We start from the raw sequence: 24,112 nt of genomic DNA on the forward strand, positions 1-24,112 counted from the left end.
GGACTCCATCAAGCAGCTCCCCGCTCGGTCGCCGTGGTCTGGACGAGCCCGTGCAGTGCGGATTCGAGGTTGTCGACCTGCTTGTTCAGGCCGAACAGGCGCAGGCGGTCCACGCACGCCGCGATCAAGTCGGCGTGCTGCTGGGTGCCGGCGATCTCGCGGAGGTATGACAGCCGCTCGATGACGTCTCGGCCGGAGCGCACGATCAGCTCCTCCGGTACGAACCGGTCCGCGAAGCGGACGTCCGCCGGGACTAAGGGCAGGCACCCGGCTAGCACGGCCTCGAAGATGCGCTGCGTCATCTGCCCGACGGCGGCGTACCGCTCGGGCAGCATGAGGACCGTAGCCAGAGACCGGCCATAGACGTCGGCGGCGGCTTCGAAGGGGATTCGGCCGACGAAGTGGACGTCCGGCCAGCGGTCGGTCTTCGTCCACTTCCCGGCGACCAGGTGCTCGACCCGGGCGGCGGCCGGGGCGAAGAAGCGGTCGAAGGGCTCGTCGCGGTCGTACTGGTTGCCCACGTAACCGAGCGCGAGGTCCCGCGGTCGCGCGGCGAGGGTGGCGGGGTCTGCCTGGGCGATGAAGTGGTCGGCGACGGGAAAGAGGAGGGAGCGCGCGCCCAGGGTCGGCGCGAGGGCAGCCTCGCAGACGAGGGTGTGGGCGGTACGCCGCCACACGCTCTCGGCCCGCAGGGTGCGGTCCTTGTCCCAGATCACGGTGGGCGTCCGGTGCCGCACGGTGTAGTGGTTGATGAGTTGGGCCTGGCGGTGCAGGTCGCAGGTGTGCCCCTCGGTCCCGCAGACCGTGGTGTTGCGGCCGGTGATCGCCCAGCGCCATTCCAGGAACAGGACGTCGATGCCCGGGGTGCCGTCGTCGAAGGTGTACGCGCCGCCGAGGTCGTCGCCGGCTTCGAGGCGGTCGCGGTCGGCCTGCAGGAAGACGATGTCGTGGCCGCGGGCGATGAGGGCGTCGATGAAAGGACGCCGGTGGCTGCGTCCCCCGTCCGGGGTATCGGTGACGCCGTTGCCGAGGAAGCCCCAAAGGCTGTATCCGATCCTCACTTGGTGATCCACCGCCCTTCGAGGAGCAGGGCGTCGAGTCCGGAGTTGGCCAGGCAGTCCAACGCCATCTCGGGCGTCCCGCAGATCGGCTTGCCCTTGACGTTGAGGGAGGTGTTGATCAGCACGGGCACGCCGGTACGGCGGCCGAAGGCGGTCAGGACCGCGTGCATGAACGGGTTCTGCGACCTGGTGACGGTCTGCAGACGGGAGGTGCCGTTGGCGTGCACGATGGCCGGCACGCGCTCGCGCGCCTTGTCCGTCACGCCGGAGGCCATGGACATGTACGGCGCCTGCTGGCCGAGCGTGAAGAACTCGCCGGCGCGCTCGGCCAGGACCATGGGAGCGAAGGGCCGGAAGGGTTCGCGGAATTTCACGGTGGCGTTCAGGCGTTCGACGACGCCGGGCTCCAGTGGGGAAGCGAGGATCGACCGATTGCCAAGGGCGCGCGGCCCGGCTTCGACGGCCCCCTGGAACAGGCCGACGATCGTGCCGTGGGCCAGCTGGTCGGCGAGGAACTCGGCAGTTTCGATGCCCAGGGTCTTCTGGCGAAGGCCGGGCCAGGGCGTGAGGTCGAGGGGCTGGTCCTCGTAGGAGGGGCCGAGGTAGCAACTGCGGGCGACGCCGGCCAGAGGGCGGGGGTTGCGTCCGCCGACATGTACGGCGAGGGCGGCGCCGATCGCGGTACCGGCGTCACCGGGCGCGGGTGGCACGAAGACCTCGTCGAAGATGCCGGCCTCGATGATCTTCCCGATGCTCACGCAGTTCGTGGCGACACCGCCTCCCACGCACAGGCGTCGGGAGCCGGTGAGCACGCGAGCGCGGCGGGCCAGGTGCACCATCACTTGCTCGGTCCGCTCCTGGAGGGCAGCCGCCAGGTCCCGGTGGAGGTCCGTGAGCGGCTCGCTCGGGTGCCGTTCGGGGCAGGTCTCGGCAACGAACTGCCGGGATGTCCTCGGGTATCCCGACGTGAGGGTGCGCGTGGGGAAGTAGCCGGGATTGATGCGGAAGCCCGTAGCCGTCGTGCGGACCGCCTGGGCGAACAGGTGGCGGAAGCGGGCAGGCTCCCCAAGGGCGGCCAGCGCCATGACGGTGCCTTCCTCGTCGCCCCGGCGCCAGCCCAAGTGCTCGGTGACGGCGCCGTAGACGTACCCCAGGGAGGCCGGGTCGTTGATCGCTTCCAGGGTCTGTGTGCGGGGGCGATGTGTGCCGTGGCCGCGGGCGATAGTGGTGGTCTGCCGCTCGCCGAGACTGTCGACCACCAGTACGGCGGCTTCGTCCCAGCCCGAGGCTGCGAAGGCGGTGAGCTGGTGGGCGCGGTGGTGCAGGATCGGCGCGACGCTGGCAGAGGGGAACTGCCGGCCGAGGATGCGCAGGCGCCGTTGGGTGCGCACGGCCACCTTGGCGAACCCGTGCGCTCGGGCCAGGCTTCGCTCGCGTATCGCTGGGGAGAGCGCCAGGCGCAGGGCGGCGGGCGCCTCGGCGAGGTAGCGGGCCGGCTGGAAGTTGTAGGCGACGGCGTTCACGTCGGCGGCGGTGAGTTTGGCCTGGCCGAGCAGCCACTCGATGGCCCGGGACGGGTAAAGCTTGGTGTGCTTCTGCTCGGAGAGGCGCTCCTCCTCCACGAAGCCGACCAGTTCGCCGTCCACGAGGAGGGCGGCCGACGAGTCGTGGGTGTACGAGCACAGGCCGAGGACGACCGAAGGCGTGCGCTTCATGGCGGCGGTCACCTCGCCCCGGCAGTCGCGGCGGGCTGGGTCGAGCGCCGCTTCAGTTCTCCGTACCAGGCGGTGACGGCCTGGCCGAGGGGACCGTCGATCTTGTCGGCCACCCGCCATGCCTGCTCGCGCTCACCGTCCTTCCACAGCCGGTAGCTGCGCAGCGTCTCGGCCATCGTGTCCCAGCCGGGGTGGCCGGTCACGTCGCGGGCCTCGACTTGGTCGAGTAGGGCGTCGAAGCCCGTCCACGGAGTTCGCAGCTCGGGCATGAGCGGGCTCGCCGTGAGTGAGGTCAGCAGCTCGGCCTGCTCGACGTGCTCGTCGTAGATGTGCAGCGAGCCGACATGCAGGTGGAATTGGCCCAGCTCCGCGTCGAGCCACCCGGCGACCAGCTCGTGCAGCACGGTGTAGAAGAACACGTCGTACGGCATGCCGATCCACACGTCCTGGCCGCGCATCATGGTCGCCATGTGCAGGCGGCCGTCGCGCAGGTGGAAGCGGAAGCCGAGGGTGCAGGGCACGTCCTTGTGCCCAGCGGCGTCCTGGGCCGGGTCGTAGAGCTGGATCAGGGCCCGCCGGGAGTCGGGGTCCTCCTTGAGGATCTCCACGACACGGGCCAGCTGGTCCACCTTGCCGCCCCAGTTCCGCATCCTGGGCCCGTACGCGCCGAGCAGTACGCCGTCGTCGGCGTACTGCCGCAGCCGCGCGTTGTAGTCGAAGATCCACGGGTCGTCGGAGCCGGAGAGGTGCCAGACGGTCTCGGCGACCGCGAAGGCCGGGTTCACGATCCGGGCCGGGGGAGCGTAGAGCAGGCGGGCGCGCGGCTGGGTGAGCAGCAGGTGGACGTCACGGACTTCCCGCGTGGCCATGCCCCGGGGGCTGACCTTCTCGCCGGACTTGGCCAGGGTGATGGCGCCGGAGAACAGCTCGGCCATGCTGTCGGCGGTGAGGTGTGTCATCGGGCAGAAACTCCTTCGCCCTGGGGCGACGCAGAGGTCGCGCCGAAGGCATCGTGGTGGACGTGGTCGGATGATCTGGCGCTGGCTTCGGCGCGCTGGGTGATGAGGCGAGCGACTTTGGCCGCGCTGTCGCCGCGCCACCGGCACACCGCGTCCATAGCCGTCTTCGGAACGGGCGTGCCCGGTTCACGCAGTGCGGAGAGCGCTTCGGCGACGTCAACGGCGTTGTGGCACCGGGTCGCCAGGCCGTGGCCGGATAGGTTCAGCGTGCGTTCGCCCGGCTTGCCGATTTCGAGGACCGGGACGTCGAGCAGCGCGGCCTCGATCCCGCACGTCGAGTACGCACTCGCCAGAGCGTCGGCCCCGGCAAGGCAGCCCCGCGCGCCGACCTGCGGGTCGGCCACGGCCACCAGCGGCCCTCCGTCCTGCTTCAGCAACGTGGCGAAGGCATCGGCGCCCTGCGCCGGGTGGGGAGCGATGACGAGACCCCAGTCGCCGTCCGCCGCACTCAAGCCGTCCAGGAGGAGGTCCGCCTGGGTCTTGAGGTGACCGGGGCTGAACGGCTGGCAGGCCCACACCGCGATCCGGGCAGGGGCGCGGCGGTTGCCCGGAGCCAGCACCTTCTCCAGGTACCGCCGCTGTGCCTCACGGCCGAGGGCGGCCAGCGCGTCGAAGCGAGGCTGTCCCAACACGTGCACCTCGCCCGCGGGGTGGCGGACCCACGCTCGGGCCAGGGGGAGGTCCCGTTCGCCCATGACGACGATGTCGCGGCTGTGAAGTGCCGGCCAGGCGACCGCCTCTGCCGTCCACGCTCCGTGCTGGACATGGACCGTGTTCGCGCCGTGACGCTCGGCCGCGTGCGCGGCCAATGCGCCCAGTGGGCTGGTGTCGTTGCTCAGGAGGACGGTGTGCGGCCGGGTCGCGGACAGGACACCGTCGAGCCAGCTCTCTGCCCGGAGGAGTGTCCGCCATGACGGCTGAGTGCACCCGCCGCTGGTTTCGAGGAGTACGGACAAGAGCCGTACGAGACGCGCGAGTTGGAGGCTAAAGCCCTTGACGCGGACGATGTGCTCGTCGTCGGGTAGATGCAGGCCCTCGGCAGTGCCGGAGAGGGTGAAGAGGTCGCTCGGCGCCGAGCGCAGGTCGATGCCCGACGGCGCCGGTGCGGAGCACCGCTCCGCAGGATCGGTGGCGAGATCGAGCAGCAGGTTCGTCCGTCCATCGCGCTCCAGCTCGACGAGAACCGGCATCAGGGTGGCTGCATGCCGAGATGTCCACGACAGCGCCACGACGTCTCGCTGCTGCAGGTCCACAGGGAGCGGGCTCGGTTCCGTGTTCGCCGTGCTGGAACGGGAGCGGTTGCGTAACTGGGCGGAGCGGGTCGGGTTGTGCGGAGCCGCTGCCCCGAGCAAATAGGCGATGCCAGACCACGTGACGGTGTACGCGAGGTACTCCCGCGAGCTGCTGGTACGAAGCCCGACGAGCCCCTCGTACGGGGCGAGGGCCAGGGGCCCCGGAGCCGACGCGAACGGCTCCCAGGCATCCAGGGCCAGCAGCTTGCGCAGGATCTCGGCCACGAAGCGCCGAACGGGAACGTGCTGGACGTGGAGCCAGCCAACGCCGCCCGGTGTGAAGGCGCGCGAGGATCCGTAAGGTTCCAAGGCGTCCATGACGTCCTCGACGAGGGCGCGCAGTTCCTGCCGGTCGACAGGGATGGTCTCTAGTTCCCGGGTGCGGATGTGGTCGGCCTTCGCGTGGTCCAGGGCGCCGCTGCCGACGAGAGCCCATCGGGGCTGGCCGACGAAGTCGGAGCGGGCCAAGCCCAGACCGCCGGTCGCACGGGTGCTCACACCAAACTCCCCTCGACGAACGGCGAGGCGGAAGTGAGCAGTTGCAGCAGTTCCTTCGGGGAGGCGACGATCTTGGGTGCGGGCGAGGTGGGCTGCCCGTATCCCCACCCGGCATGGACGTAGGCGACACGGGCGCGGGCCGCCGATTCCTGGTCGACCGCCATGTCCCCCACGTAGACAGCCGCGGCGGGGTCGACTCCGAGGTCGACCAACGCCAGGAGGATCGGGTCGGGGGCCGGCTTCGCCCGGCCCGGCCCAGCGGAGGTGCGGACGGTGGCGAAGGGGCATCCGAGGTGCGCGAGGAGCGGGGCGGCACGGTTGATGTGCTTCGACGTCACCACGCCCAGCCACCAGCCTGCGGCGACGAAGGCATGGAGCACGTCGACAACGCCGGTGAATTCGTGTGCGAGGTGTGCGACGGCGACGGATTCCGTCTCGTACGTCCGGCGGACTGCGTCGACGTCGGCGACGCCCAGCCGATGCATGATGTCGCCGAACTCGCGTCCCAGGTGACGCTCGTAGTCGGTGAACGGAAGGGTGATGCCGTGGGCCTCCTGCACCTTCCGCCATGCCTTCTGCATCACCGGACGGGTGTCGAGCAGGACGCCGTCGAGGTCGAGAAGAAGCGCACGCTGCGCGCGGCCAGCGTGCTGTCTCTCGCCAGCTGTGATCTCGGATGCGGCCGGAGCCGGTGTAGTAATCGGGGCGGGAACGGTCATGCTCGTTCTCCTCATCAGGGCGGCTATTGGCAGCAGGGCGGCGCGCGACTCAGAGGGCCGAGACCGGATCGAGTTCACACTCGGAGTACTGGCTGGGCCCGCCGGCCTTCTCGAACGGCGCATTGAGGCTCGTGGGTGGGTGGTGACGCGGGGCGACTCGCACTCCTCTGCCAGACCGTGTGGGCGACGGCTGCGGGCGAGGCGGGCGAGCACACGTCGGATACCGACTGGATCGAGGAAACCGCTGTTAGGCACCGTGACGGGACGATGAAATCGGTTCACTCACGGTTCACTCATCCACTCAACCGCAGCGGCTTTTCTCCCTCACTGGCTCGCCTTGAGGTAAGGAAATGCTGGGCCGACGAGTGGACGCCGGTGCCGACGAACGGTCACAAGGTCCGGTGGCGCGGGTTGGACAGGAACAGCGCGGTGTGTCTGCCGAGCCAGCAGCGGTTCTGTTCAGCCCAGCCGTTCTGGAGGTCCTGCACTTGTTCCTCGGTGAAACCGCGCTGCCAGGGCCTCTCGGCCGGTTCGCCCCCGCGCTCGGACCAGACACGAACAAGGACGTACAACTGCCCGCCAGAGCGCAACCAACGGCGAGCGTCGACCATGAAACGGGGGTGGTCGATGAACGGCAGGATGTTGCGGCAAACGATGAGGTCGAGCGAGCCGGGCTGCAGTCGAGGAGGGATTGCCCCCGCGTCGAAATCGTGCACACCGTAGTGCAGCCGACCGTTGACGCCTTGCCGATGCGCGGTCCGGATCGCGATCGGCGAGAAGTCCAGGCCCAGCACGTCGTAGCCCCAACGGGAGAGCTGTCGGCTGAAGCTGCCGATGCCGCAGCCGACGTCGAGTACGGATGCCCCGGCGTGCGGGTTGACGTGCTGGAGAAAGCGGTCGACCTCGGCGTCGGTCACGAGGCGGTCTACGGCCCGACCCTCGCTGTACCAGGCATCCCACTGGTCGGGACTGAGGCGATGCAACAGCGACTTCATGCTGCGTCCTGCGGGTCATCAGTCGAAGTCGCGGCCGCCCCGTTCCCCGAAGTCGGCAGGCGGGAGAGCCGGTGAAAGCGGGAGAGGTCGAAGCCGCCACCCTGCACCTCGCCGGCGGGGACGGCGAAGAGATCGATCCCGCCCTCGCTAGGCAGTTCCGGGGCGGCCTCCTGGATGGCGAGGAGGGCCTCGCCCTGCTCGCGGTGCGGCAGGAGCCGCGGCGCCCGGTCGGTGTGTCCTTCGAATGTCATGGTGGCCCCCTGATCAGGTGAAGTCGTAGGTGATGGCGAGCACGGCGAAGACGGCGGCGATGAGGAGGACCTGAGCGCTGATCTGTCTCCAGCCCCAGCCCTTCTCGTCCATCCAGCGCAGCGGACGCCTTCAAGTCGGCGTAGTGGGCTCCTCGGGGATCACGAGGTGTACGAACGCCTTGTACCGCTCGCCCAGATGCTTGATCACGGCGTGGTACTCGTCGTCATCGGAGCTGATGTTGTGCCGGTCGAGGACGATCACACCCTCTGCGAATCCGCCTCGGATCTGTCGCTCGACTTCCCTCCATCCAGGGCGCTGCCAGGGGGGCGTGTAGACGCTCCGGCCCGTGCGCGAGCCGGGGAAGTACGTCGTGGGCACGGGTACGGCAACATCGTGGAGCCGTGCTCCTATCGCGTAGCCGTGCTGCTCCGCCTCGGCATGGAGGGTGTTCCAGTCCTCGTCAGGGCTGGCCCCCGGACTCGGCACCAAGCTGTACGCCAGGACGCGAAGCTGTCGGTCGCTGCTTTGACGGTCGCGTTTTCCGACAGCCTCTCGATGGAAGTGCTGGCGGAGCTTACGGAGCTGCCCATTGCGCGACTGGCGCTCCAACGGGTCGGGACCACTGTGCCGCCCCCGGATCCGGCCAGCATTCGGCCAGCTGCCGGATGACTGCACCTCCAGACCCAGACCACGGTCGGCCACGGGGCTCAACACGTCGGATCCAAGGTTGGTTGCGCCGTGCGGCGACATGGGGGTGCCTCCGTAAGAGTGGGAATGACCGCATATGTAGTCCGGCCGCTGTCGGCCACGCCCCACCGATGTGACAGGTGTGCGACTAGAAGCAGCCCTCGCCCGCCCAGGTCGTTGGCACCTGCGCGTCGTCGCTTGGCAGGGGTGGTGCTTCCGTCCGTGACCTCGATCCGGAGCTGGTGGTTGCCGTACAGCACCCGCAGACCCACAGCCCCAGAGCCGTGACTGATCGCGTTGGTCACCAACTCTGAGACGACAAGCTGGGCGTCTTCTGCCGGGGCGTCCGGCAGGGCCCACTGCCTCAGCACGGCCGCCGTGGTGCCTCGTGCTTGAGCGACGTGAATACTCGCCGGCGCCATGACCATCTCGAAGGCACGGGATGCCAGTGGAGACACGGCCGGCGCGCTGCTGGCGGCGGTGGGGCCGCCGTCAGTCATCCCAGGTTGGGGAAGCGTTGCTGCCCGGTGCGTGGTCATGTGCCCATCGCACCGTGGTGTCGTGATCCGGAACAGGGGAAACCGGAGGGGGAAAACTTTGTCAAGGGGGGAAAACGAGGGGGGAGTTGGGGTCAGGATTGGATTCCCCACCGATAGAGGTCACACTCATGGCAGCAGATCCGTTCGCCGAACTACTCCGTCAGCTGCGCCGTAACGCGGACCGATCGCAGGATGAGCAGGCGGATGCGATCAACGCGGCCTCGGGCCGGGCGACGGTGACCCGCCGAGAGGTCAGTCGGTACGAGAACGGTGAGAACGTCCCTACGAACCACACACTTGGGCACATTGCTGTGGCCTGCGGCGTCCCGTTGGAGCCGCTCCTGCGGGAGGCCAAGGCCGCCCGAGCCAGGCGGAGGAAGAAGGACGACGCTGAAGGGGAGGACCTGGACGACGTGAAGCGCCGAACGCTGCTGGGAGGCGCCGTCGTCGGCGCTGCTGCCGCTGCCGAGCCTTGGGGCCGACTCGCCTACGCGCTCAGCAAGGGAGCCAGGATCGACTCCGAGTCCGCGTCTGTGCTCATCGATCACGCGGCCGAGTTGCATGTAGACGAGCTGAGTGAAAGCGCACGCAGTTTGCAGAACCGGGTCGAGTCTCACCTGGACGCGATCACCGCGGCCCTTCCCCGTGCTGGCGGCCACGAGCGAGCGCTGACTATCGCGGCAGGGGAAACCGCGGCCCTTGCCGGATGGGTCGCTTGGGACCTGGGGGAACACGACAAGGCTGCTGCCTATTACCGGGTGACCTCGGAGTGTGCGAAGGAGGCTGGGCACCCGCCCTTGCGCGCCCTGGCGCTTGGCTACGCGAGCTATGGTGCCGCTACCCCGGGTAAGGCGCTGGAGATGCTGTCACAGGCGGCTCAGGATGTGCGGGGGCATGGCAACGCGACCGCTGCGGCGTGGGCTTTGGGACGGTACGCGGAGGAAGCGGCTCAATCAGCTGACGAAGCCGGTGCTCTCCGGGCCTTGGAGCAGGCGAGATTCGCGTATGACTTCGCGGATCACACGAACGAGCAGGCGTGGGTCCGCTTCGTGACGCCGTACCGGATGGACTCACTGGCGCTTTCGGTATACGGCGAACTCAAGCGCCAAGAACTGACGGTCACAGCCGACTCCGCGGTCGAGCGCCTCGGTGAGGAACTGCCTGACTCTGGAGTGGTGGTCCTCGGTGACCTGGCGTCGGCACTTCTGCACGGCGGCGACGTAGACCGTGGGGTCTACGTCGCGCGCCAGTTCGCCGCAGCAGCGGAGTCAAAGCCGAACACCATGGGACGTCAGCGAGCGCAGAGCATCGCTGCCTGGCTCCCCGACACGGAGCGCGACCTGGCCGGCCATTTGCTGGCGTTCGCGTCGTGAGCCATCCGGCGAGCAGGCTCGGTGACGGTGAGACGCCGGGTGGCGTGCCCTACTGCGGGTGAGTCTCCTCGACCACCCAGGACAGGTACGCCTCCGATCCTCCGGTCACGGGCAGCGTGACCCACTGGGGGACGTCATACGGATGCTTCTCGTGCAGCCACGCCTCCAGTGCCGGGAGACGGTCCGTTGAAGTCATGTACGAGATCCGCCACTCCTGCGCCGTCTCGACCTTCCCCTTCCACCAGTAGAAGGCGGTGATAGGCGCATCGATGTGAACGCCCGCTGCCAGCTTGCTCTCGACCGCACCCCGAGCCAGCGCCTTCGCCTGATCCTCGTTGTCACTGGTCGTCTGCGCGATCACAATCTCGTGGGCCATGCATCTACCTCTCCAGCTCGGGTACCGCGACCCTACCCAGCCGTCCAGCGCATGCCGACGGGCGGTCGCTGCCGGGTGAGGGTGTGTGGGACTCACCCACCGACCTGGATCGCTCAGGCGGCAAGCGGCAGCCCGTCATCCCGGGCGGCGCGTCGCTTCGACACCACGGTGAAGGTCCTCTCGTCAACAGCGTCGCCGTCGGCGTAGGGGTGGTTCCAGTGAGTGCCCGGGGCACGGCAGCACGCAGCGAGTCCCCGGACGTTTCGGACGCGCCGTCGGTGTCCGCGACCGTCGGCAGCGATGTCGGATTTGAGCTGTGGGTGCAGCGTGGTTGGGAAGCCAGTGTTGGTGGCGGGGTGGCCACCGGTTGCCTTGTTGCTGTCGGTGGAACTGCTCGCGCACCGTCCCGGCCCTCGAGACGAGGGTGAGAGTGTTCGCGGTTCATCTACGCCGCCCAGCCAACGGAAGCGAGACGGTGGCGTGGCAAGGGGCCGAAACGAGATGGAGCAAGCTCGTCGAGAGAGTCGAGAGAAGGACGAGACACCGTCGGAGCGAGAGGCGGACGAGGACGGTCGAGAATCGGCAGGAGATGGCGAGGTCTTGCTGTCGGAGAGCAATCGGTCTCGGTCTGTTGGAACGACGGCGGAGGAAGTGATGTGGGAGCACTTCCAACGGCAGTTGGCCGCCGGGCGCGCTCCTACTGGTGCGGAGTTGGATCGGGTGGCGGGCACAAACAACTACGGCCGTGCGGTGCTGGCCCGCTGGCGGCGTACTGGCCGGATCCCGGGCACTGCGGACCGGACACATGTGAACGGAAGTCGCGGGCACTCGTGAGCGCGATCGCCGTTCAAGTCACCACGCTGAGCAGCCGACGGGTGGTGGGGCAACTGGGTGAGCGAAAATCCCGGTCCGTGCTTGCCATTCGGCCGCTGCGGCGCCCCCGCTGGTGGGCGGCGACGCGCGAGCTGCCCATGTCGGCGGGCGTGGGTGACCGCGCGGCCGTAATGGACACGTTCGACCAACAGCGATCCGTGGTGAACGGTCAGCCGGGTGCTACGAGGGATATGAAGACCTCCGTGTGGTGAAGGCCTGACGCCTCCACCACACGGAGGTCTCCGCTGTGATCACGTCCGGTAAGCGTTGACGACACTCGTGATCAAACACCTAGCGCGTGCGAAGGAAGGGTTCCGGAGGGATGGTGGGGAGAGGGGGAGATAGGAGACCGTCATGGGCCCTTCCTTCGACCCGGCGGAACTGACTGCCGCCGCCGAACCCGACAGGTTCGGCGGGTACCTGGCCGAGCTGCCCAAGCCACATATGCACCACGGACACGGTCCAGTGAAGAGTGTCCGGGAGACCGAGTACGAAGGGCATCGGATCGTGGTCACCACCACGTACGAGGTGACAGTTGACGGGAAACCGTTGAATGCTCAACTCGCAGTGGAGGACGACGGCACACTGTCCTGCCACGGGCTGCCCAACTATCAATTCACCTCCGCGTTGGACACCATTCGGGCGTTGATCGCGAACTACCCCGGACAGTTCGAGGGAGGTGCCTGAGATGGCCGTTGTCCGCAAGAACATCCTCAGCGACCAGGTATCGCGCGACGACTTCATCCGTGGCGTCGGTCTGTTGAAGCGGGAGGCGAGTTCTTTCAGCACCGGGCAATTCGGCATTCCCGGTCCCAGTGTCCCTGTCAGCACGTATGACCTGTTCGTGGTCTGGCACGGTCTGACGATGATGACGCCCATTCCGCCGGGCGGGGATCCACTGCGGCGGAACGCAGCCCACCGTGGGCCGATCTTCCTGCCGTGGCACCGGGTGATGCTTGCCGTCCTGGAGGCGAACCTCCAGCGGGTGCTGGGCAATCCCGGCTTCGCGCTGCCGTACTGGGATTGGGCGGCCGACGGGGACCTCGGCTCCCCGGTCAACGCGCAGATCTGGACGTACCTCGGCACGACCGGTACTCCGGTCCCCAATGGCCCGTTCCATCACGACCCGGCGGATCCGGGGAGCTTCACGGTGCGCATCGAAAGCGACCCCAGTGGGATGCTCGTCCAGACCGAGCGGGGCCTGAAGCGGGACTTCGGGCGGCCCTCCCCTGTCGGTTGGCCGATGCTGCCGACCAGCGCGGAGGTGAAGGACGCCCTCGACTTCGCGGCGGCCGGTCCCCACCCTGAGGACCGGTACGACACCGTCCCCTTCAATGTCACCTCGGAGGGCTTCCGTAACCGTGTCGAAGGCTTTCGACCGTCGGGCCAGCCCCATCTGCACAACCAGGTCCACCTGTGGGTCGGCGGCGACATGACGCCCGCCACCTCCCCCAATGACCCGGTGTTCTTCCTGAACCACTGCAACGAGGACCGCATCTGGGAGGGCTGGATGAACCGGTACGGCCGCGTCTACGCTCCCGACATGTCCTTCCCCGCGTCCATATACGAGGGCGAACGGATCGACGACCCGATCGTCTCCCCGCTCGGCTCCGGCGCTACGCCCAGGACGGTCATGGACATCTCCGCGGCGTACACGTACGACGTGTTGCCCTAGGGTCTCTCCGGCATAAGCTGCCGCGCCGACCGGAGGGACAGCCTCGACGCCGCCCTTAATCGAAGTCACGGCACGGCGTGACACGAGCGCGGTCTCCATCCTGGGGTGGACGAGGCTTGTCCACCCCAGGGCCGATCCGCCGTGTGCCACCGAACTGTTGGAATAGCCAGCGTGTCTGCTGTGACTGCGACGCTGCCCCGCATCTGGCCCAGCCCGGGTGGCAAACCCCTTCCGCCGACTGGCATGGCCGAGGTGTTCCGCGCGTTCGCCCATGATCTGGCGGCAGGCCGCCGCTCCTGGGACGTCGAGACCGCCCGCTTCATCGCCGGGCAGTTCGACGAACTGGCTTCGGAGTGGGACGCCACCCGTGCCACTGGGCGGGACGATCCGCTGCGCGACGCCCTGGACCGCGGCGGCCCCTTCCCGGGCGGCACCTGCCTCGAACTCGGCTCGGGAACAGGCCTGTTCACCCCGTTGCTCGGCACAGTCTTTCCGCGGGTGATCAGCGTGGATCTGGCGGAGCAGATGTTGCACCGGGCTGCCGGCCGTTCGCCGGTGCGGGTGCGTGCCGACGCAAGTGCGCTCCCTGCGGCCGATGCCCGGGTTGCGGTCATTGCCGCGATCGACATGCTCCTGTTCCCCGCTGAGGTCGTGCGTGTCCTCGCCCCGGACGGCGTGCTGTTGTGGATCAACCAGCTGGGCGAGGACGGGCCGCTGTATCTGCCTGCCGACGATGTCGCCGCCGCGCTACCCGGGCAGTGGCAGGCCGTCGAGGCTGACGCCGGCTGGGGCACTTGGGCCGTCCTGCGACGTCGGACGTTGTAACCGTCCGACGGCGTATACCCGCATCCCGGCCTGACATGGGTGCTGCGAACGCGCCTGGGGCGCGCACCCACATCGAAGACGACCTGACCGCCCGCCTGATCGTCGGCGGTGCGGACATGGTCCTGGGGTACCACGCCCCGCGAGACGCGCCAGGCGCCCGGATCTGAGAGCGACGGGCTGGAACTCGTTCCATAGGCAGGCGGGAGCCGTGGCTTGCGCCACTCGACTCCTGAAAACGGCCGACGGGCGATCACCGTGTCAAGGCGCGAGTGCCTCCAAGACGGGTCCACCTGCCAGGCCGAGTCCGAGTGAGATCGTCGTAGCGGCGTACGCGATGACGCGCGCCGCCCGGTCCCCGTCGACCGGCGGCGACGAGCCGCCGCGGGAGACCGCGGGCACGATCCAGCGCAGGTAGTAGAAGAGGGATGCGACAGTGTTGGCGGCGGCCAGCACGACGAGCCAGGCGTAGCCGCCGTCGAAAGCGGCGCTGAACGCTTCGAGTTTGCCGAGGAAGACGGCGGTGGGCGGGGTGCCGACCAGCCCCAGCAGGCAGATGACGAGGCTCGCGGCCAGCAGCGGGCGCTCTCTGGCGAGTCCCCGGTAGTCGTTCAGCGCGCGGGCGTGGGGGAGGGCGCAGACGATGGCGAAGGCGCCGAGGTTCGTGACGGCATACGCCGCGAGGTAGTACAGCAGCGCCTGTTGGGCAAGGTCGGATCGGCCCGCGACGGCGACCGGCATGAGCAGGTAGCCCACCTGGCTGATCGTCGAGTAGGCCAGCAGCCGCTTGACGTCCTGCTGGAAGAATGCGGCCAGATTGCCGAGCGTCATGGACGCGGCGGCGAGGACGGCGACAAGAGCCGCCCAGGGCAGTGTGCTGTCGGCGAGCACCGCGTCGCCGAGCCGGAACAGCGCGGCCAGCGCACCGATCTTCGGAATGGTGGTGAGGAGCGCGGCCACCGGTGGGCTGCTGCCCTGCACGGCGTCGGGGACCCAGAAGTGCGCGGGTACGCCGCCTGCTTTGAACAGCACACCGGCCAGCAGCCCGACTGACCCTGCTGCCACCAGTGCCTTGGGTGCGTCGCGGAACGCTTCGCCGAGCATGGGATATCCGGTGGCACGGCCGGTCGCGTACAGGACGGTGATCCCGGTCAGCATGAGTACGCCGAGCAGGGCGCCGATCACGTAGTACTTCAGGGCGGCTTCGGTGCCCGGGCCGTCCTTGCGGAAGCCCGCCAGGGTGTAGGAGGGGATGCTCGCCAGCAGGTATGCGGCGGCGAGCAGCAGCAGGTCCTGTGCCCCGGCCATCATCAGGGCGCCGACGGCGGCCAGTTGCACCAGCACGTAGAACTCGCTCTCCCGCGCGTCCCCTCGCAAGGGACGGAAGGAGACCCCGAGGACGAGGAGCGTGCCGGTGAGGACCACGATCCGGGATGTGCTCGTCACCGTGTCGACGGCGAAGGCGTCGCCGAAGACGGTCGCGGCGGGCTCGGTGGCGGCGACCGAAGCCGCGGCGATCCCGGCTACGCACGCGACGGCGGCCAGCAGCCCCACAGCCCACTGTCGGGCCCGCGGCAGCCAGGAACCGAGCAGCAGCCCGAGTACCGCGGAGGCGGCGAGCAGGACCTCGGGCAGGAGGTCGAGCGGGTTCTCGTTCATCTCGGTCATCGGGCGAGCAACTCCAGCACGGAGCGGGAGGCCGGCTCGATGACGTCGAGCAGGAAACGCGGGGCCACACCAAGGACGACGGCCAGGACGAGGAGCGGAACGACGGCCAGGCCCTCGTGCGTACGGATGTCGGGGAACACGCGTGGTGTGCCCGGGGCGTCCGGCAGTCGGAGCGGCCCCATGAGGACTTGCCTCAGCGCGCGCAGGAACAGCCCAGCGGTGAGCAGGATGCCCAGCACCGAGAGAGCCGTGGCCACCGGCCGTGGTCCGAGGCTTCCGGTGAAGATCTGGAACTCGGCGATGAAGCCGGAGAAGCCGGGCAGGCCGAGCGAGGCGAAGGCCGCGACGCCCGTCAGGGCCGCGAAGACCGGGGCCACGGCGGCGACTCCGGAGTAGGAGTCCATGTCGTAGGTCCGCCCGCGCTCGTACAGCACTCCGGCGAGGAGGAACAGCGCGCCGGTGAGCAGCCCGTGGCTGACCATCTGCGTGACCGCTCCGGTGACGGCGAGGGAGCGGGCCTGTTCGGAGGTGTCCGCCGTCGCGGCTGCGGCACCCACCGCGAGCACGATGTAGCCCATGTGGTTCACGGAGGTGTAGGCGACCATCCGCTTGAAGTCGGTCTGCGCGAGGGCGACCAGGGCACCGTGGAGGACCGAGACGACGCCGATGACCACGAGGACGAGGGCATAACGGCGCCAGGCCTCGGGGAGCATCGGCATGGCGATGCGGACGAAGCCGTACGTGCCCATCTTCAGCAGCACCCCGGCGAGGATGGCCGATCCGGCTGCGGGCGCCTCGACGTGGGCCGGTGGGAGCCACGTGTGGAACGGCACCGTCGGGGTCTTCACCGCCAGGCCGACCACCACGGCGAGCAGTACCAGACCGCCGTAGACGGAGCGTCCGGCGAGCGGGTTCTGTTCGGTCAGTTCGACCATGTCGAAGGTGTGGGGCGACGCGGCGAGGTAGAGGCCGATGAAGCCGAGCAGCAGGGCGAGTGAACCGATGAAGGTGTAGAGGAAGAACTTCAGGGCGGCGCGGGCGGCCTGCCGGTGGCCCCAGCCGGCGATGACGAAGTACATCGCCACGATGGACAGGTCGAAGAAGACGAAGAACAGGATCAGGTCCAGGGCTGCGAACAGGCCCAGGCAGGTGGTCTCCAGGAAGAGGAACAGCGCGGCGAACTCGCGGATACGGCGGTTCTCGCGCAGGGAGTACAGCGCGCAGGCGAGGAACAGCAGGCAGGTGAGGGCGAGCAGCGGCAGCGACAGCCCGTCCACGCCGACGTGGTAGCCGACACCCGCGCTGGGGATCCAACGGGCTCGCTCTTCGTACTGCATGCCGCCGTCGGTCTCGTATCCGGCCCACAGGGCGACGACGAGCACGAGTTCGGCGGCCGACACCGCCACCCAGACGGCGCGGAACACCGCCGGGGTCGTACGGCGGGGGAGGGCGAACAGCAGCAGCGCGACGGCCGTTGGCGCGAAGATGAGGGCGGTCAGCATGCGGGTCACCTCACGAGGACGAGCACGACGGCGAGGACGGTGAAGGCCGCGACGGCCTGGGCGAGATACTGGTGCAGCTGGCCGGTCTGCGGGCGGCGCGCCCAGCGGCCGAGCGCGCGGGTCCCGGCGGCGACCGACGCCACCGTGCCGTCGACGGCACGCTCCACGACGCCGTCCGTCCAGCGGGCGAACCGTACGGCGGCCGCGGCCGAACCGTCGACAGCCCGGTCCAGGACACGGTCGTCGAACGCGGCCGCAGCGCGCGCGAGCTCCATCACGGGGGTGACGAGGAGCAGATGGGCGGCGCGTTCCAGGCCCAGCCAGTCGGCGGTCATACGTTTCGTCAGAGGGCGCGTTCCCCAGGTCCAGGCGGCTGCGGCCGCGAGCAGCGCCAGAGCACCGGAGAGTGCCAACTCCCAGGTATGAGGGGTGGGCTGGCCGGGCACCGCGAGAACGCGCTCAACGCTGTCGAGCAGGGGAGGGAAGGCCAACGGGGTCAGGGCGAGACACGCCAGGGCCAGCAGAGCCAGAGGCGGTACGGCGCCGCCCGGGATGCGGCGGGCATCGGGGCGCGGCACGGCGGGCTGCCACACGTACCACAGGGCTTTGGCGCTGTAGACCGCCGACAAGACAGCAGCGGCCAGCCCTATGGCGTAGAGCCAAGGACTGGTCTCCAGGGCTCCCGCGAGCAGGACATCCTTGGCGGCCCACAGCGAGAGCGGCGGGATCCCGGCCAGGGAGAGCGCGGCCATGGTGAAGGCCACGCCGACCGGCCGACTGTGGCGGGCTGCACCGAGCAGCCCGGGAAGCTGCTGTGTACCCAGTGTCGTCAACCAGGCGCCCGCGCCGAGGAAGAGCAGACTCTTGGCCGCCGCGTGGGCGATGAGCTGCAGCGTGCCGCCAGAAGTCGCTCCGACCCCGGCGGCCAGGACCATGAAGCCGATCTGGGCGCAACTCGACGCGGCCAGCAGCTGCTTGAGGTCGGTCTGAGCCGAGGCTACGAGCCCGAGGCAGAGCGCGGTGGCGGCACCGGTCCACGCGACCAGGTCGTCGCCCCAGCCGGAGGCGTCCAGCAGCGGGCCGGTCCGCAGCAGCAGGTACGCCCCGGCGACGACCATCGTGGCCGAGTGCAGCAGCGCGGAGACCGGACTGGGGCCCTGCATGGCCTTCGACAGCCAGAAGCTGAAGGGCAGTTGGGCGGACTTGCCGAGGGCGGCGGCGATGATGCCCGCGGCGACGTACGACAGCCACGGCTCCTCCGCCTGCGCGAGGCCGTCCAGCGAGAGCGACGCGTCCTGGCCGCCCGCGAGGGCCGCGCCCGCCGCCAGATAGAGGCCGAGGTCCGCGGTACGGGTGGTGAGGAACGCGGTGTCGGCCGCGCTCGTACGGTCCGGATCCTGCCACCAGTAGCCGATCAGCGCCCACGAGGTGGCGCCCATGACCTCCCAGCCCATCAGCAGGACCGGAAGGGTCGCGGCCGTGACCGTGACGAGCATGCTCCCGGCGAACAGCAGCATCAGCCCGAAGAAGCGGGCCCGCGCCTCGCCCGCGCCGAACTCCGCGGCGCTGAAGAGGAGCACGGCGAGGGTGACAGCCGTGACCGTGACCACCAGCATCCCGGACAGGCCGTCCACGGCGAGCCGCATGGGCAGGCCGTCGAGGAGCGGAGCCTGCACGGCAGGGTGCCGAAATGCCGCCGCGACGGCGAGTCCCATAGCGGCGACAGCCACGGTGAGCGCGATACCGGGCGCCACGCGGTCGGCCTTGCGCCCGGCCGTCAGAAGCAGAAGCCCGGAGCCGAGCGGCAGGACGACCAGCGCCCACAGCAGGGCGCTCACTCCTTCAACTCCGCCGCCATGTCGGTCATGTCGACTTCCCGCGACCGGAACAGTGCGGTGACCACGGCGAACCCGATCGCCATCTCCAGGGCCATCGCCGTGACCGCGAGGACGATCAGCACCTGCCCGTCGGACGCCGCCGGCGCGATGTAGTGCCAGACCGCCGCGGCGGCCAGGATGACTCCGCCCATCATCAGTTCGAGGCCCATCATCAGCATCACGATCGACTGCTGGGTGAGCGCCCCGAACAGCCCCACGCTGAACAGGGCGGCGGCCAGCAGCAGAAACAGTTCCAGACTCACCGGCCGACACCGCCCCGTACGGGATCGTCCGCCCGCCGCGCCCGCAGGTCGTCGCCGAGCCGGTCGTACCGGCCTCGCCGGGTGGCCAGCACCACCGTGGCGACGATCGTCGCGAACAGCGCCAGGCCCAGGGTCATCATGGTCAGCATCTGCGGGCCCATGAGGGACATGCCGAGTTCCATGGTCGGATCCGCCGGCGCCTTGCCGCGCCGGTCGGACCAGGGCGCGAGCAGGATCCCGGCGGCCAGGAGCAGGAAGACGAGGCCGCAGACGGCGGCCGCGCCCTTCTTGTTGTGGATCATCGTCATCGGCATGAGCCCAGCCGGATTCATCATGTACATCACCATGAAAACGGCCATGATGGCCATCTCGATCGTCATCATCAGCACGATGACGATGCCCAGGTAGTCGAGCCCCAGCAGGACGACGAGCCCGCCCACACACAGCAGCGAGGTCAGCAGCGAGAACGTCGCCCGGGCCATGGAGTCGAAGCGGAAAACCATCACGCCGCTGACCACTGCGAGGATGGCCAGCACCCAGAACACCGCGACATCCATTTACGTACGACACCTCGCTCTCGTCATCGGATTCACCGGTTCAGGACTACGACGGCCACGACCAGCGCCTGCACGATGGCCAGCGGGGTCAACACAACCCAGGCCAGCTCCAGGTAGCGGTCCATGCGCAGAGTCGGCACCCTGCGCCGGGCCCACACCAGAAAGGCCAGGACGGCGGTCGTCTTGAGGACGGTCCACGCCCAACCCGGCAGCCACGGCCCATGCCCGCCGCCCAGGAAGAGCGGCACGCTGAACGCCGCCGCCACGACCAGCAGCAGCCACCGGCCGCCGAGGAAGAGCACGCGGTCGGCACCGGACAGTTCGGAAGCCGCGCCACCGGCGACATCGTGTCCGGCAGGCTGGTCGAACGGACCCCAGAACGCCATCGCCATCGCGCTGAGCAGATAGATCCCGAACGCCGCTGGCATCCACACCGCGAACCACAACCCGGCCTGGGCGTCGACGACTTCGCCCACGCGCAGCGACTCCGCGCCCAGCGCGGCTGTGGTGATCGCGAGCATGTGCGGCAGCTCGTACGCCAGCCCCTGCGCCAGGAACCGATACCCGCCAATGAGGGACAGCGTCGAGTTCGGTCCCCAGCCCGCCAGCCACACCGCTGCCCAGGCCAGCGCCTCCATCGCGTTGAACCAGACGATTCCGTCAGGCAGATCCGACACCGACCGGAACCCGAGCGGCAGGACTACGGCGGCCAGGACGGCTGCGACAGGAAGGAGAGCCGCTCCGATCCGGGCCAACGGCAAGTCGGACGCCCGTGTCCGCCGCGGCTGTTGCACGAGGTGACGCAGCACCTCGCGGCCAGGGCCCGTCGCGCGGACGGCCAGCTCACGCACGGATCCCGGTCGTCCGTTCCGCGCGCCGACCGAGAGCACGGCGTCGAGTCCGGCAGCGATCACGGCCACTGCCACCAGGAGAGCGGGCAGAACGAAGACCGCCCACAGGGGGGTGCGTTCAGCCATGCGCTGCCCCCGCCGCCGGAACGTGTGCGAGCTCGTCGAGGTCCGGGTCCAGGCTCGCGACGATGATCCGCGCGCACGCGAACTCGGCGCCCTCCAGCAGGCCGGGCAGAGCATCCAGCAACGCCTGCGACGGAGGCGCCGGGCCGTCGATCTGCCCGCGAGACCCGACGGCTTCCGCCCCATGCAGAAGGCCACTGTCGTCGCAGGCGGCCGCACTCCGTCCGACCGCGTCCAGCCACACGAGCATCCGGCTGTGCGCGTCCCCATCGGCGCGCAGGGCAGGGCCGGTGACCCCGAGATGCCGTGCGTGCTCGGCGGGTAGCGGTCCCAGCCCGGTGGTCATCCATCGCAGGGTGCGGGACCGTTCGGCCTTGCGGATCAAGGGACGTACAAGAGTGGACAGTTCAGTGGCGTCCGCTCTGGCCAGCGCGCGGTCCCGTACATGCCGGGCGCGGGCGGCCATGTCGGCCCACCCCGCCACCGCGAAGAACCTGCCCAAGCTGTCCAGGTGCGCCGCACACAGCCGTCGTGCCGCATCGCCGCGTGTCACGCGCTCGCCCGCGGCGGCGCGGAGCCACGGCTCGTTCCAGAAGGGCGGATGCGGTGAGGTGGGGACCAGCGGCTCGACGCCCGCCTGCTGGACGATGTCGCCCTGGAGGGTCAGCCGCAGGATCAGCCCGGCGGGCCAGTCGACGAGGCCAGGGCCGAGCGGTACGTGCAACTGGTCGAGCCTCAGCCCGTCCCTGTCATCGGCACGATCGGCCATGGGTAACCCGTGCACGACGCCGCCCATGTCGTGTCCGGCGTGACCGTGATGACCGCCGTCCATCTCGTGCCCGTTGTGTGACTCGTGGTCACCGTGGTCTGCGTGCCTTTCCGGGTTGTGGTGGTCACCATCGGCGCCATGTTGTGAGTGCCCGTGGGGCTGTTGGTGATGGTGGTGCTCACCGGTCTGAGCCGTCTTTGGTCCTCCGGCGGGTTCGCCCCTTCCCTGACCGCCGACCGGGGCGGCGACTGGACGCGGAGGTTCTCCGTGCCGGAGTTCGGCGAGCCCTCGATCGAGGGTCTCGGTGACCTGCTCGGTGGTGGTGAGCGGCACCCAGGACTTGGGGGCCGGCATGGCTTGCCACAGATTCGCGACCCAGTCGCTCTCCTCGGCGTCGCGATCGCCCACGATCACCAGCAGATCCGCTTCCGCGGGAACGGCCACGCAACGCCACCCACGCCGCGCCAACTCCGCCTCGACAGCGAGCCGTTCCCTCGTGGCACCGGGACACACCGTCAGCAGAACCGCCGGCCGGGTCATGGCCGTCCGTCTGAGCCTGCGCCTCAGCTCCATCGGAAGGCCCCCTCTCGCCAGGCGTATCCGACGCCCGCCAGCAGGATGCCCAGGAACAGGAACATCTCGACGACCGCGCTTGTGCCGACGGTCGAGACGACCTTCGTCCACGGATACATGAAGAGCATCTCCATGTCGAAGGCGAGGAAGACCATCGTGACGGGATACCAGCGCACGTGGAACCTGGAGAGGGGATGCTCCTGCGGTTCGAGCCCGCCGCTGAACGGTCCGGTGTGCAGCGGCTCGCGGACCGCCCTTACCGCGATGGCCAGGGCATGGAGCAGGGCGATGGCTGCGACGACCAGCACGAGGAGGGCCAGGACCGGTCGCCAGTCTGATGTCTGCATGCGGTCCCCTTCTTGACGCTCGCCGTCACACGGTTGCCACGCGAGGCAGCATGTCAGTCGGCCGCGCGGTTCGGAACGTACGACACCGGGGCTATTAGAGGGGGCGAGGTGAACGCGGTCTGGGCGCCCTGCTTCTTACAGGGTGCCCAGACCGCGCTCGGGTCGGGTCGGCTGTCAGTGGTACGCGTGGACGACGGCGTGGCCCTTGCCCCGGCCGATCATCCACTTGTTCACCGGCGTGGTGATCAGGAAGGCGACCGCGAACCCGCCCAGGAGGGCCGACCAGAACAATCCGTCGGAAAGGTGAGCATCCATCGCGCCCGGGGTGAGCGCGATGATGCCGTTGTCGACCAGCTCCATCACGGCGATCGAAACGGTGTCGGCGGCCAGCGCCACCTTGATCGCGGCCTTGAGGTCCAGGCCGGCCCGGCGGACCGCGAACAGCGTGAACGAGTAGCCGAACACGAACGCGAGCGTGATCGCGAGGACCATGGTCGGCGCGTTGCCCCAGCCCAGGGCGGTACCGATGACCATGCCGAGGATCTCGCCGATGGCGCACCCGGTCAGGCAGTGCAGCGTCGCCTTCGCCGCCATCACCCAGGACGCTCCCCCCTGACCGCCGTGGGACATCGCTTGGCCGGCGTGACCGTGGTGGCCCTCGTGGGTGGTGTGGTCGTGAGCGGTGCTGGTGTGGTGCGCGCTGTGGTCCATGAGTCTTCCTCCCCATACCTGTCCCTCGTGGCCATCCCCGAGCCACAGTCAGGAATGCTATACCCCCAGGGGGTATGGCGCCAGGGGTTTTTCGCCCCTACGGGTGACTGGTGGGCCGCGGTGCAGAGTGTGTCGGGCGATGGGCGGCGCAGCGGTCTGTGCTGCCGCCAGGGTCATGGGGCTGTCGGGCTCGGGCTCAGCTCCGAGCCCGGTGGTCCGCGTCGTTTTGCGCGGCGTGCGGTTCGGCGAACTCCCGGCGCAGCTCGTCCAGTCGTAGTTGGTACGCGACGGAATCGTTTCGGCGCATCGTGTGCGAGTCTCCACGCACCATGAACCACATCATCAGGCCCATGCCGAAAGGGCAGGCCAGGAGGAGCAGTGGATACAGGGGCAGAGGCACAGTGACCTTCTGGGGGTGATGGGTGGATGCGAGGCCGCGAGGGTTGAAGCCTACTAAGTAGATTAGATGGTAGAGCGTCCCGAGGGGCGCTCGTGGTGCGGGCGGTGAGCGGTGGTGTCCCCTGCCACCGTGAACGCTAGAGTCCGCCCTCCGCTCGGCCTCACCAGGTAATACCCTTGAAGGGTATGGACGAACTGGAGCAAGTCGAGGCCGAGCAGGCGGCGCCCGGGTACCACGACAACAAGGACGCCGTCCTCAAGCGGCTTCGCCGTGTCGAGGGCCAAGTGCGTGGCCTGCAGCGGCTGGTGCAGGAGGACGAGTACTGCATCGACGTACTCACCCAGGTCGCGGCCACGACCAAGGCCCTCCAGGCCGTAGCGATGCAGCTGCTTGAGGACCACCTGGCGCACTGCGTGCACGAGGCCATGGTTGCAGGAGGGGACGAGGCTCAGGACAAGGTTGCCGAGGCGATGCAGGCCATCGCCCGTTTGATGCGCACCTGACCCTGAACTGGCACAACACGGAAGGCGCCCGGCCTTCCGGCCGGGCGCCTCGTTCAACAGCGTTGTTCACGC

At 69.1% G+C, this 24,112-nt stretch carries 26 protein-coding genes; 6 read left to right on the forward strand and 20 right to left on the reverse strand.

Annotated features, from left to right (window positions below; all coding sequences use genetic code 11):
* Positions 1–8 precede the first annotated feature (8 nt).
* From ACH41F_RS12295 to ACH41F_RS12335, 9 genes are all read right to left on the reverse strand, one after another.
* Positions 9–1,061, reverse strand: a complete 1,053-nt coding sequence (locus ACH41F_RS12295; RefSeq protein ID WP_398834826.1) for a hypothetical protein — start codon at positions 1,059–1,061, stop codon at positions 9–11.
* Positions 1,058–2,776, reverse strand: coding sequence for a carbamoyltransferase (locus tag ACH41F_RS12300; RefSeq protein WP_398834828.1), 1,719 nt, complete (start codon positions 2,774–2,776; stop codon positions 1,058–1,060). The genes ACH41F_RS12295 and ACH41F_RS12300 overlap by 4 nt, the downstream gene beginning before the upstream one ends.
* A gap of 8 nt (positions 2,777–2,784) precedes the next feature.
* Positions 2,785–3,735, reverse strand: coding sequence for a thymidylate synthase (locus tag ACH41F_RS12305; protein WP_398834831.1), 951 nt, complete (start codon positions 3,733–3,735; stop codon positions 2,785–2,787).
* Positions 3,732–5,555, reverse strand: a complete 1,824-nt coding sequence (locus tag ACH41F_RS12310; protein ID WP_398834835.1) for a hypothetical protein — start codon at positions 5,553–5,555, stop codon at positions 3,732–3,734. The genes ACH41F_RS12305 and ACH41F_RS12310 overlap by 4 nt, the downstream gene beginning before the upstream one ends.
* Before the next feature lie 26 nt (positions 5,556–5,581).
* Positions 5,582–6,304 (reverse strand): HAD family hydrolase, encoded by a 723-nt coding sequence (locus ACH41F_RS12315; protein ID WP_398834837.1) that lies wholly within the window; start codon positions 6,302–6,304, stop codon positions 5,582–5,584.
* 389 nt (positions 6,305–6,693) lie between these two features.
* Positions 6,694–7,299, reverse strand: coding sequence for a class I SAM-dependent methyltransferase (locus tag ACH41F_RS12320; RefSeq protein ID WP_398834840.1), 606 nt, complete (start codon positions 7,297–7,299; stop codon positions 6,694–6,696).
* Positions 7,296–7,550 (reverse strand): hypothetical protein, encoded by a 255-nt coding sequence (locus tag ACH41F_RS12325; protein ID WP_358714592.1) that lies wholly within the window; start codon positions 7,548–7,550, stop codon positions 7,296–7,298. The genes ACH41F_RS12320 and ACH41F_RS12325 overlap by 4 nt, the downstream gene beginning before the upstream one ends.
* A gap of 130 nt (positions 7,551–7,680) precedes the next feature.
* Positions 7,681–8,301 (reverse strand): hypothetical protein, encoded by a 621-nt coding sequence (locus ACH41F_RS12330; RefSeq protein WP_398834843.1) that lies wholly within the window; start codon positions 8,299–8,301, stop codon positions 7,681–7,683.
* Positions 8,259–8,777 carry an ATP-binding protein gene (locus tag ACH41F_RS12335; protein ID WP_398834846.1) on the reverse strand — a complete coding sequence of 173 codons (519 nt, stop codon included), beginning with the start codon at positions 8,775–8,777 and terminating at the stop codon, positions 8,259–8,261. Before ACH41F_RS12335 ends, ACH41F_RS12330 begins: the two co-directional genes overlap by 43 nt.
* 128 nt (positions 8,778–8,905) lie before the next feature.
* Here ACH41F_RS12335 and ACH41F_RS12340 point away from each other — a divergent pair, with 128 nt between their 5' ends.
* On the forward strand, positions 8,906–10,150 hold the full coding sequence (locus tag ACH41F_RS12340) for a helix-turn-helix domain-containing protein (protein ID WP_304381345.1): 1,245 nt from the start codon (positions 8,906–8,908) through the stop codon (positions 10,148–10,150).
* Between the two features lie 49 nt (positions 10,151–10,199).
* Here ACH41F_RS12340 and cutA read toward each other — a convergent pair whose 3' ends face one another.
* Positions 10,200–10,526 (reverse strand): divalent-cation tolerance protein CutA, encoded by a 327-nt coding sequence (cutA, locus tag ACH41F_RS12345; protein WP_053748156.1) that lies wholly within the window; start codon positions 10,524–10,526, stop codon positions 10,200–10,202.
* 1,227 nt (positions 10,527–11,753) lie between these two features.
* Between cutA and ACH41F_RS12350 the strand changes: the two genes are divergently transcribed.
* The 4 genes from ACH41F_RS12350 to ACH41F_RS12365 all read left to right on the forward strand — a co-directional run bounded on the left by ACH41F_RS12350 (position 11,754) and on the right by ACH41F_RS12365 (position 14,066).
* A complete protein-coding gene (locus ACH41F_RS12350; RefSeq protein WP_398834851.1) occupies positions 11,754–12,086 on the forward strand; it encodes a hypothetical protein in 333 nt (110 codons plus the stop codon).
* A 1-nt stretch (position 12,087) separates the two neighbouring features.
* A complete protein-coding gene (locus ACH41F_RS12355) occupies positions 12,088–13,074 on the forward strand; it encodes a tyrosinase family protein (RefSeq protein WP_398834854.1) in 987 nt (328 codons plus the stop codon).
* A 243-nt stretch (positions 13,075–13,317) separates the two neighbouring features.
* A complete protein-coding gene (locus ACH41F_RS12360; protein WP_398834857.1) occupies positions 13,318–13,899 on the forward strand; it encodes a class I SAM-dependent methyltransferase in 582 nt (193 codons plus the stop codon).
* A 35-nt stretch (positions 13,900–13,934) separates the two neighbouring features.
* Positions 13,935–14,066: a hypothetical protein gene (locus ACH41F_RS12365; protein ID WP_398834860.1), complete on the forward strand. Its 132-nt coding sequence runs from the start codon at positions 13,935–13,937 to the stop codon at positions 14,064–14,066.
* Between the two features lie 91 nt (positions 14,067–14,157).
* Here the strand turns inward: ACH41F_RS12365 and ACH41F_RS12370 are convergent, their stop codons facing one another.
* The 10 genes from ACH41F_RS12370 to ACH41F_RS12415 form a co-directional block, all read right to left on the reverse strand.
* Positions 14,158–15,564: an NADH-quinone oxidoreductase subunit N gene (locus tag ACH41F_RS12370; protein WP_398834863.1), complete on the reverse strand. Its 1,407-nt coding sequence runs from the start codon at positions 15,562–15,564 to the stop codon at positions 14,158–14,160.
* Complete coding sequence (locus ACH41F_RS12375) at positions 15,561–17,066, reverse strand: NuoM family protein (protein WP_398834865.1); 1,506 nt, start codon at positions 17,064–17,066, stop codon at positions 15,561–15,563. The genes ACH41F_RS12370 and ACH41F_RS12375 overlap by 4 nt, the downstream gene beginning before the upstream one ends.
* A 5-nt stretch (positions 17,067–17,071) precedes the next feature.
* Complete coding sequence (locus ACH41F_RS12380) at positions 17,072–18,904, reverse strand: NADH-quinone oxidoreductase subunit L (protein ID WP_398834868.1); 1,833 nt, start codon at positions 18,902–18,904, stop codon at positions 17,072–17,074.
* Positions 18,901–19,206, reverse strand: a complete 306-nt coding sequence (locus ACH41F_RS12385; protein ID WP_398834871.1) for an NADH-quinone oxidoreductase subunit NuoK — start codon at positions 19,204–19,206, stop codon at positions 18,901–18,903. The genes ACH41F_RS12380 and ACH41F_RS12385 overlap by 4 nt, the downstream gene beginning before the upstream one ends.
* Complete coding sequence (locus ACH41F_RS12390) at positions 19,203–19,763, reverse strand: NADH-quinone oxidoreductase subunit J (RefSeq protein WP_398834873.1); 561 nt, start codon at positions 19,761–19,763, stop codon at positions 19,203–19,205. The genes ACH41F_RS12385 and ACH41F_RS12390 overlap by 4 nt, the downstream gene beginning before the upstream one ends.
* Before the next feature lie 32 nt (positions 19,764–19,795).
* Complete coding sequence (locus ACH41F_RS12395) at positions 19,796–20,740, reverse strand: complex I subunit 1 family protein (RefSeq protein ID WP_398834876.1); 945 nt, start codon at positions 20,738–20,740, stop codon at positions 19,796–19,798.
* The gene (locus ACH41F_RS12400) at positions 20,733–21,950 is read right to left on the reverse strand and encodes a hypothetical protein (protein ID WP_398834879.1); all 1,218 of its coding nucleotides are present in this window, start codon (positions 21,948–21,950) and stop codon (positions 20,733–20,735) included. The genes ACH41F_RS12395 and ACH41F_RS12400 overlap by 8 nt, the downstream gene beginning before the upstream one ends.
* Before the next feature lie 119 nt (positions 21,951–22,069).
* The gene (locus ACH41F_RS12405) at positions 22,070–22,426 is read right to left on the reverse strand and encodes an NADH-quinone oxidoreductase subunit A (protein ID WP_398834882.1); all 357 of its coding nucleotides are present in this window, start codon (positions 22,424–22,426) and stop codon (positions 22,070–22,072) included.
* Between the two features lie 174 nt (positions 22,427–22,600).
* Entirely contained in the window at positions 22,601–23,137 is a 537-nt protein-coding gene (locus ACH41F_RS12410; RefSeq protein ID WP_398834885.1) for a DUF4396 domain-containing protein, read from the reverse strand.
* Between the two features lie 196 nt (positions 23,138–23,333).
* Positions 23,334–23,537 (reverse strand): hypothetical protein, encoded by a 204-nt coding sequence (locus tag ACH41F_RS12415; protein WP_398834888.1) that lies wholly within the window; start codon positions 23,535–23,537, stop codon positions 23,334–23,336.
* A gap of 185 nt (positions 23,538–23,722) precedes the next feature.
* Between ACH41F_RS12415 and ACH41F_RS12420 the strand changes: the two genes are divergently transcribed.
* Positions 23,723–24,040 carry a metal-sensitive transcriptional regulator gene (locus ACH41F_RS12420; RefSeq protein WP_398834890.1) on the forward strand — a complete coding sequence of 106 codons (318 nt, stop codon included), beginning with the start codon at positions 23,723–23,725 and terminating at the stop codon, positions 24,038–24,040.
* The last annotated feature ends 72 nt before the right edge of the window (positions 24,041–24,112 follow it).

Origin of the sequence: Streptomyces sp. NPDC020489 (genome assembly GCF_044386545.1) — a bacterium.
Classification (GTDB): domain Bacteria; phylum Actinomycetota; class Actinomycetes; order Streptomycetales; family Streptomycetaceae; genus Streptomyces.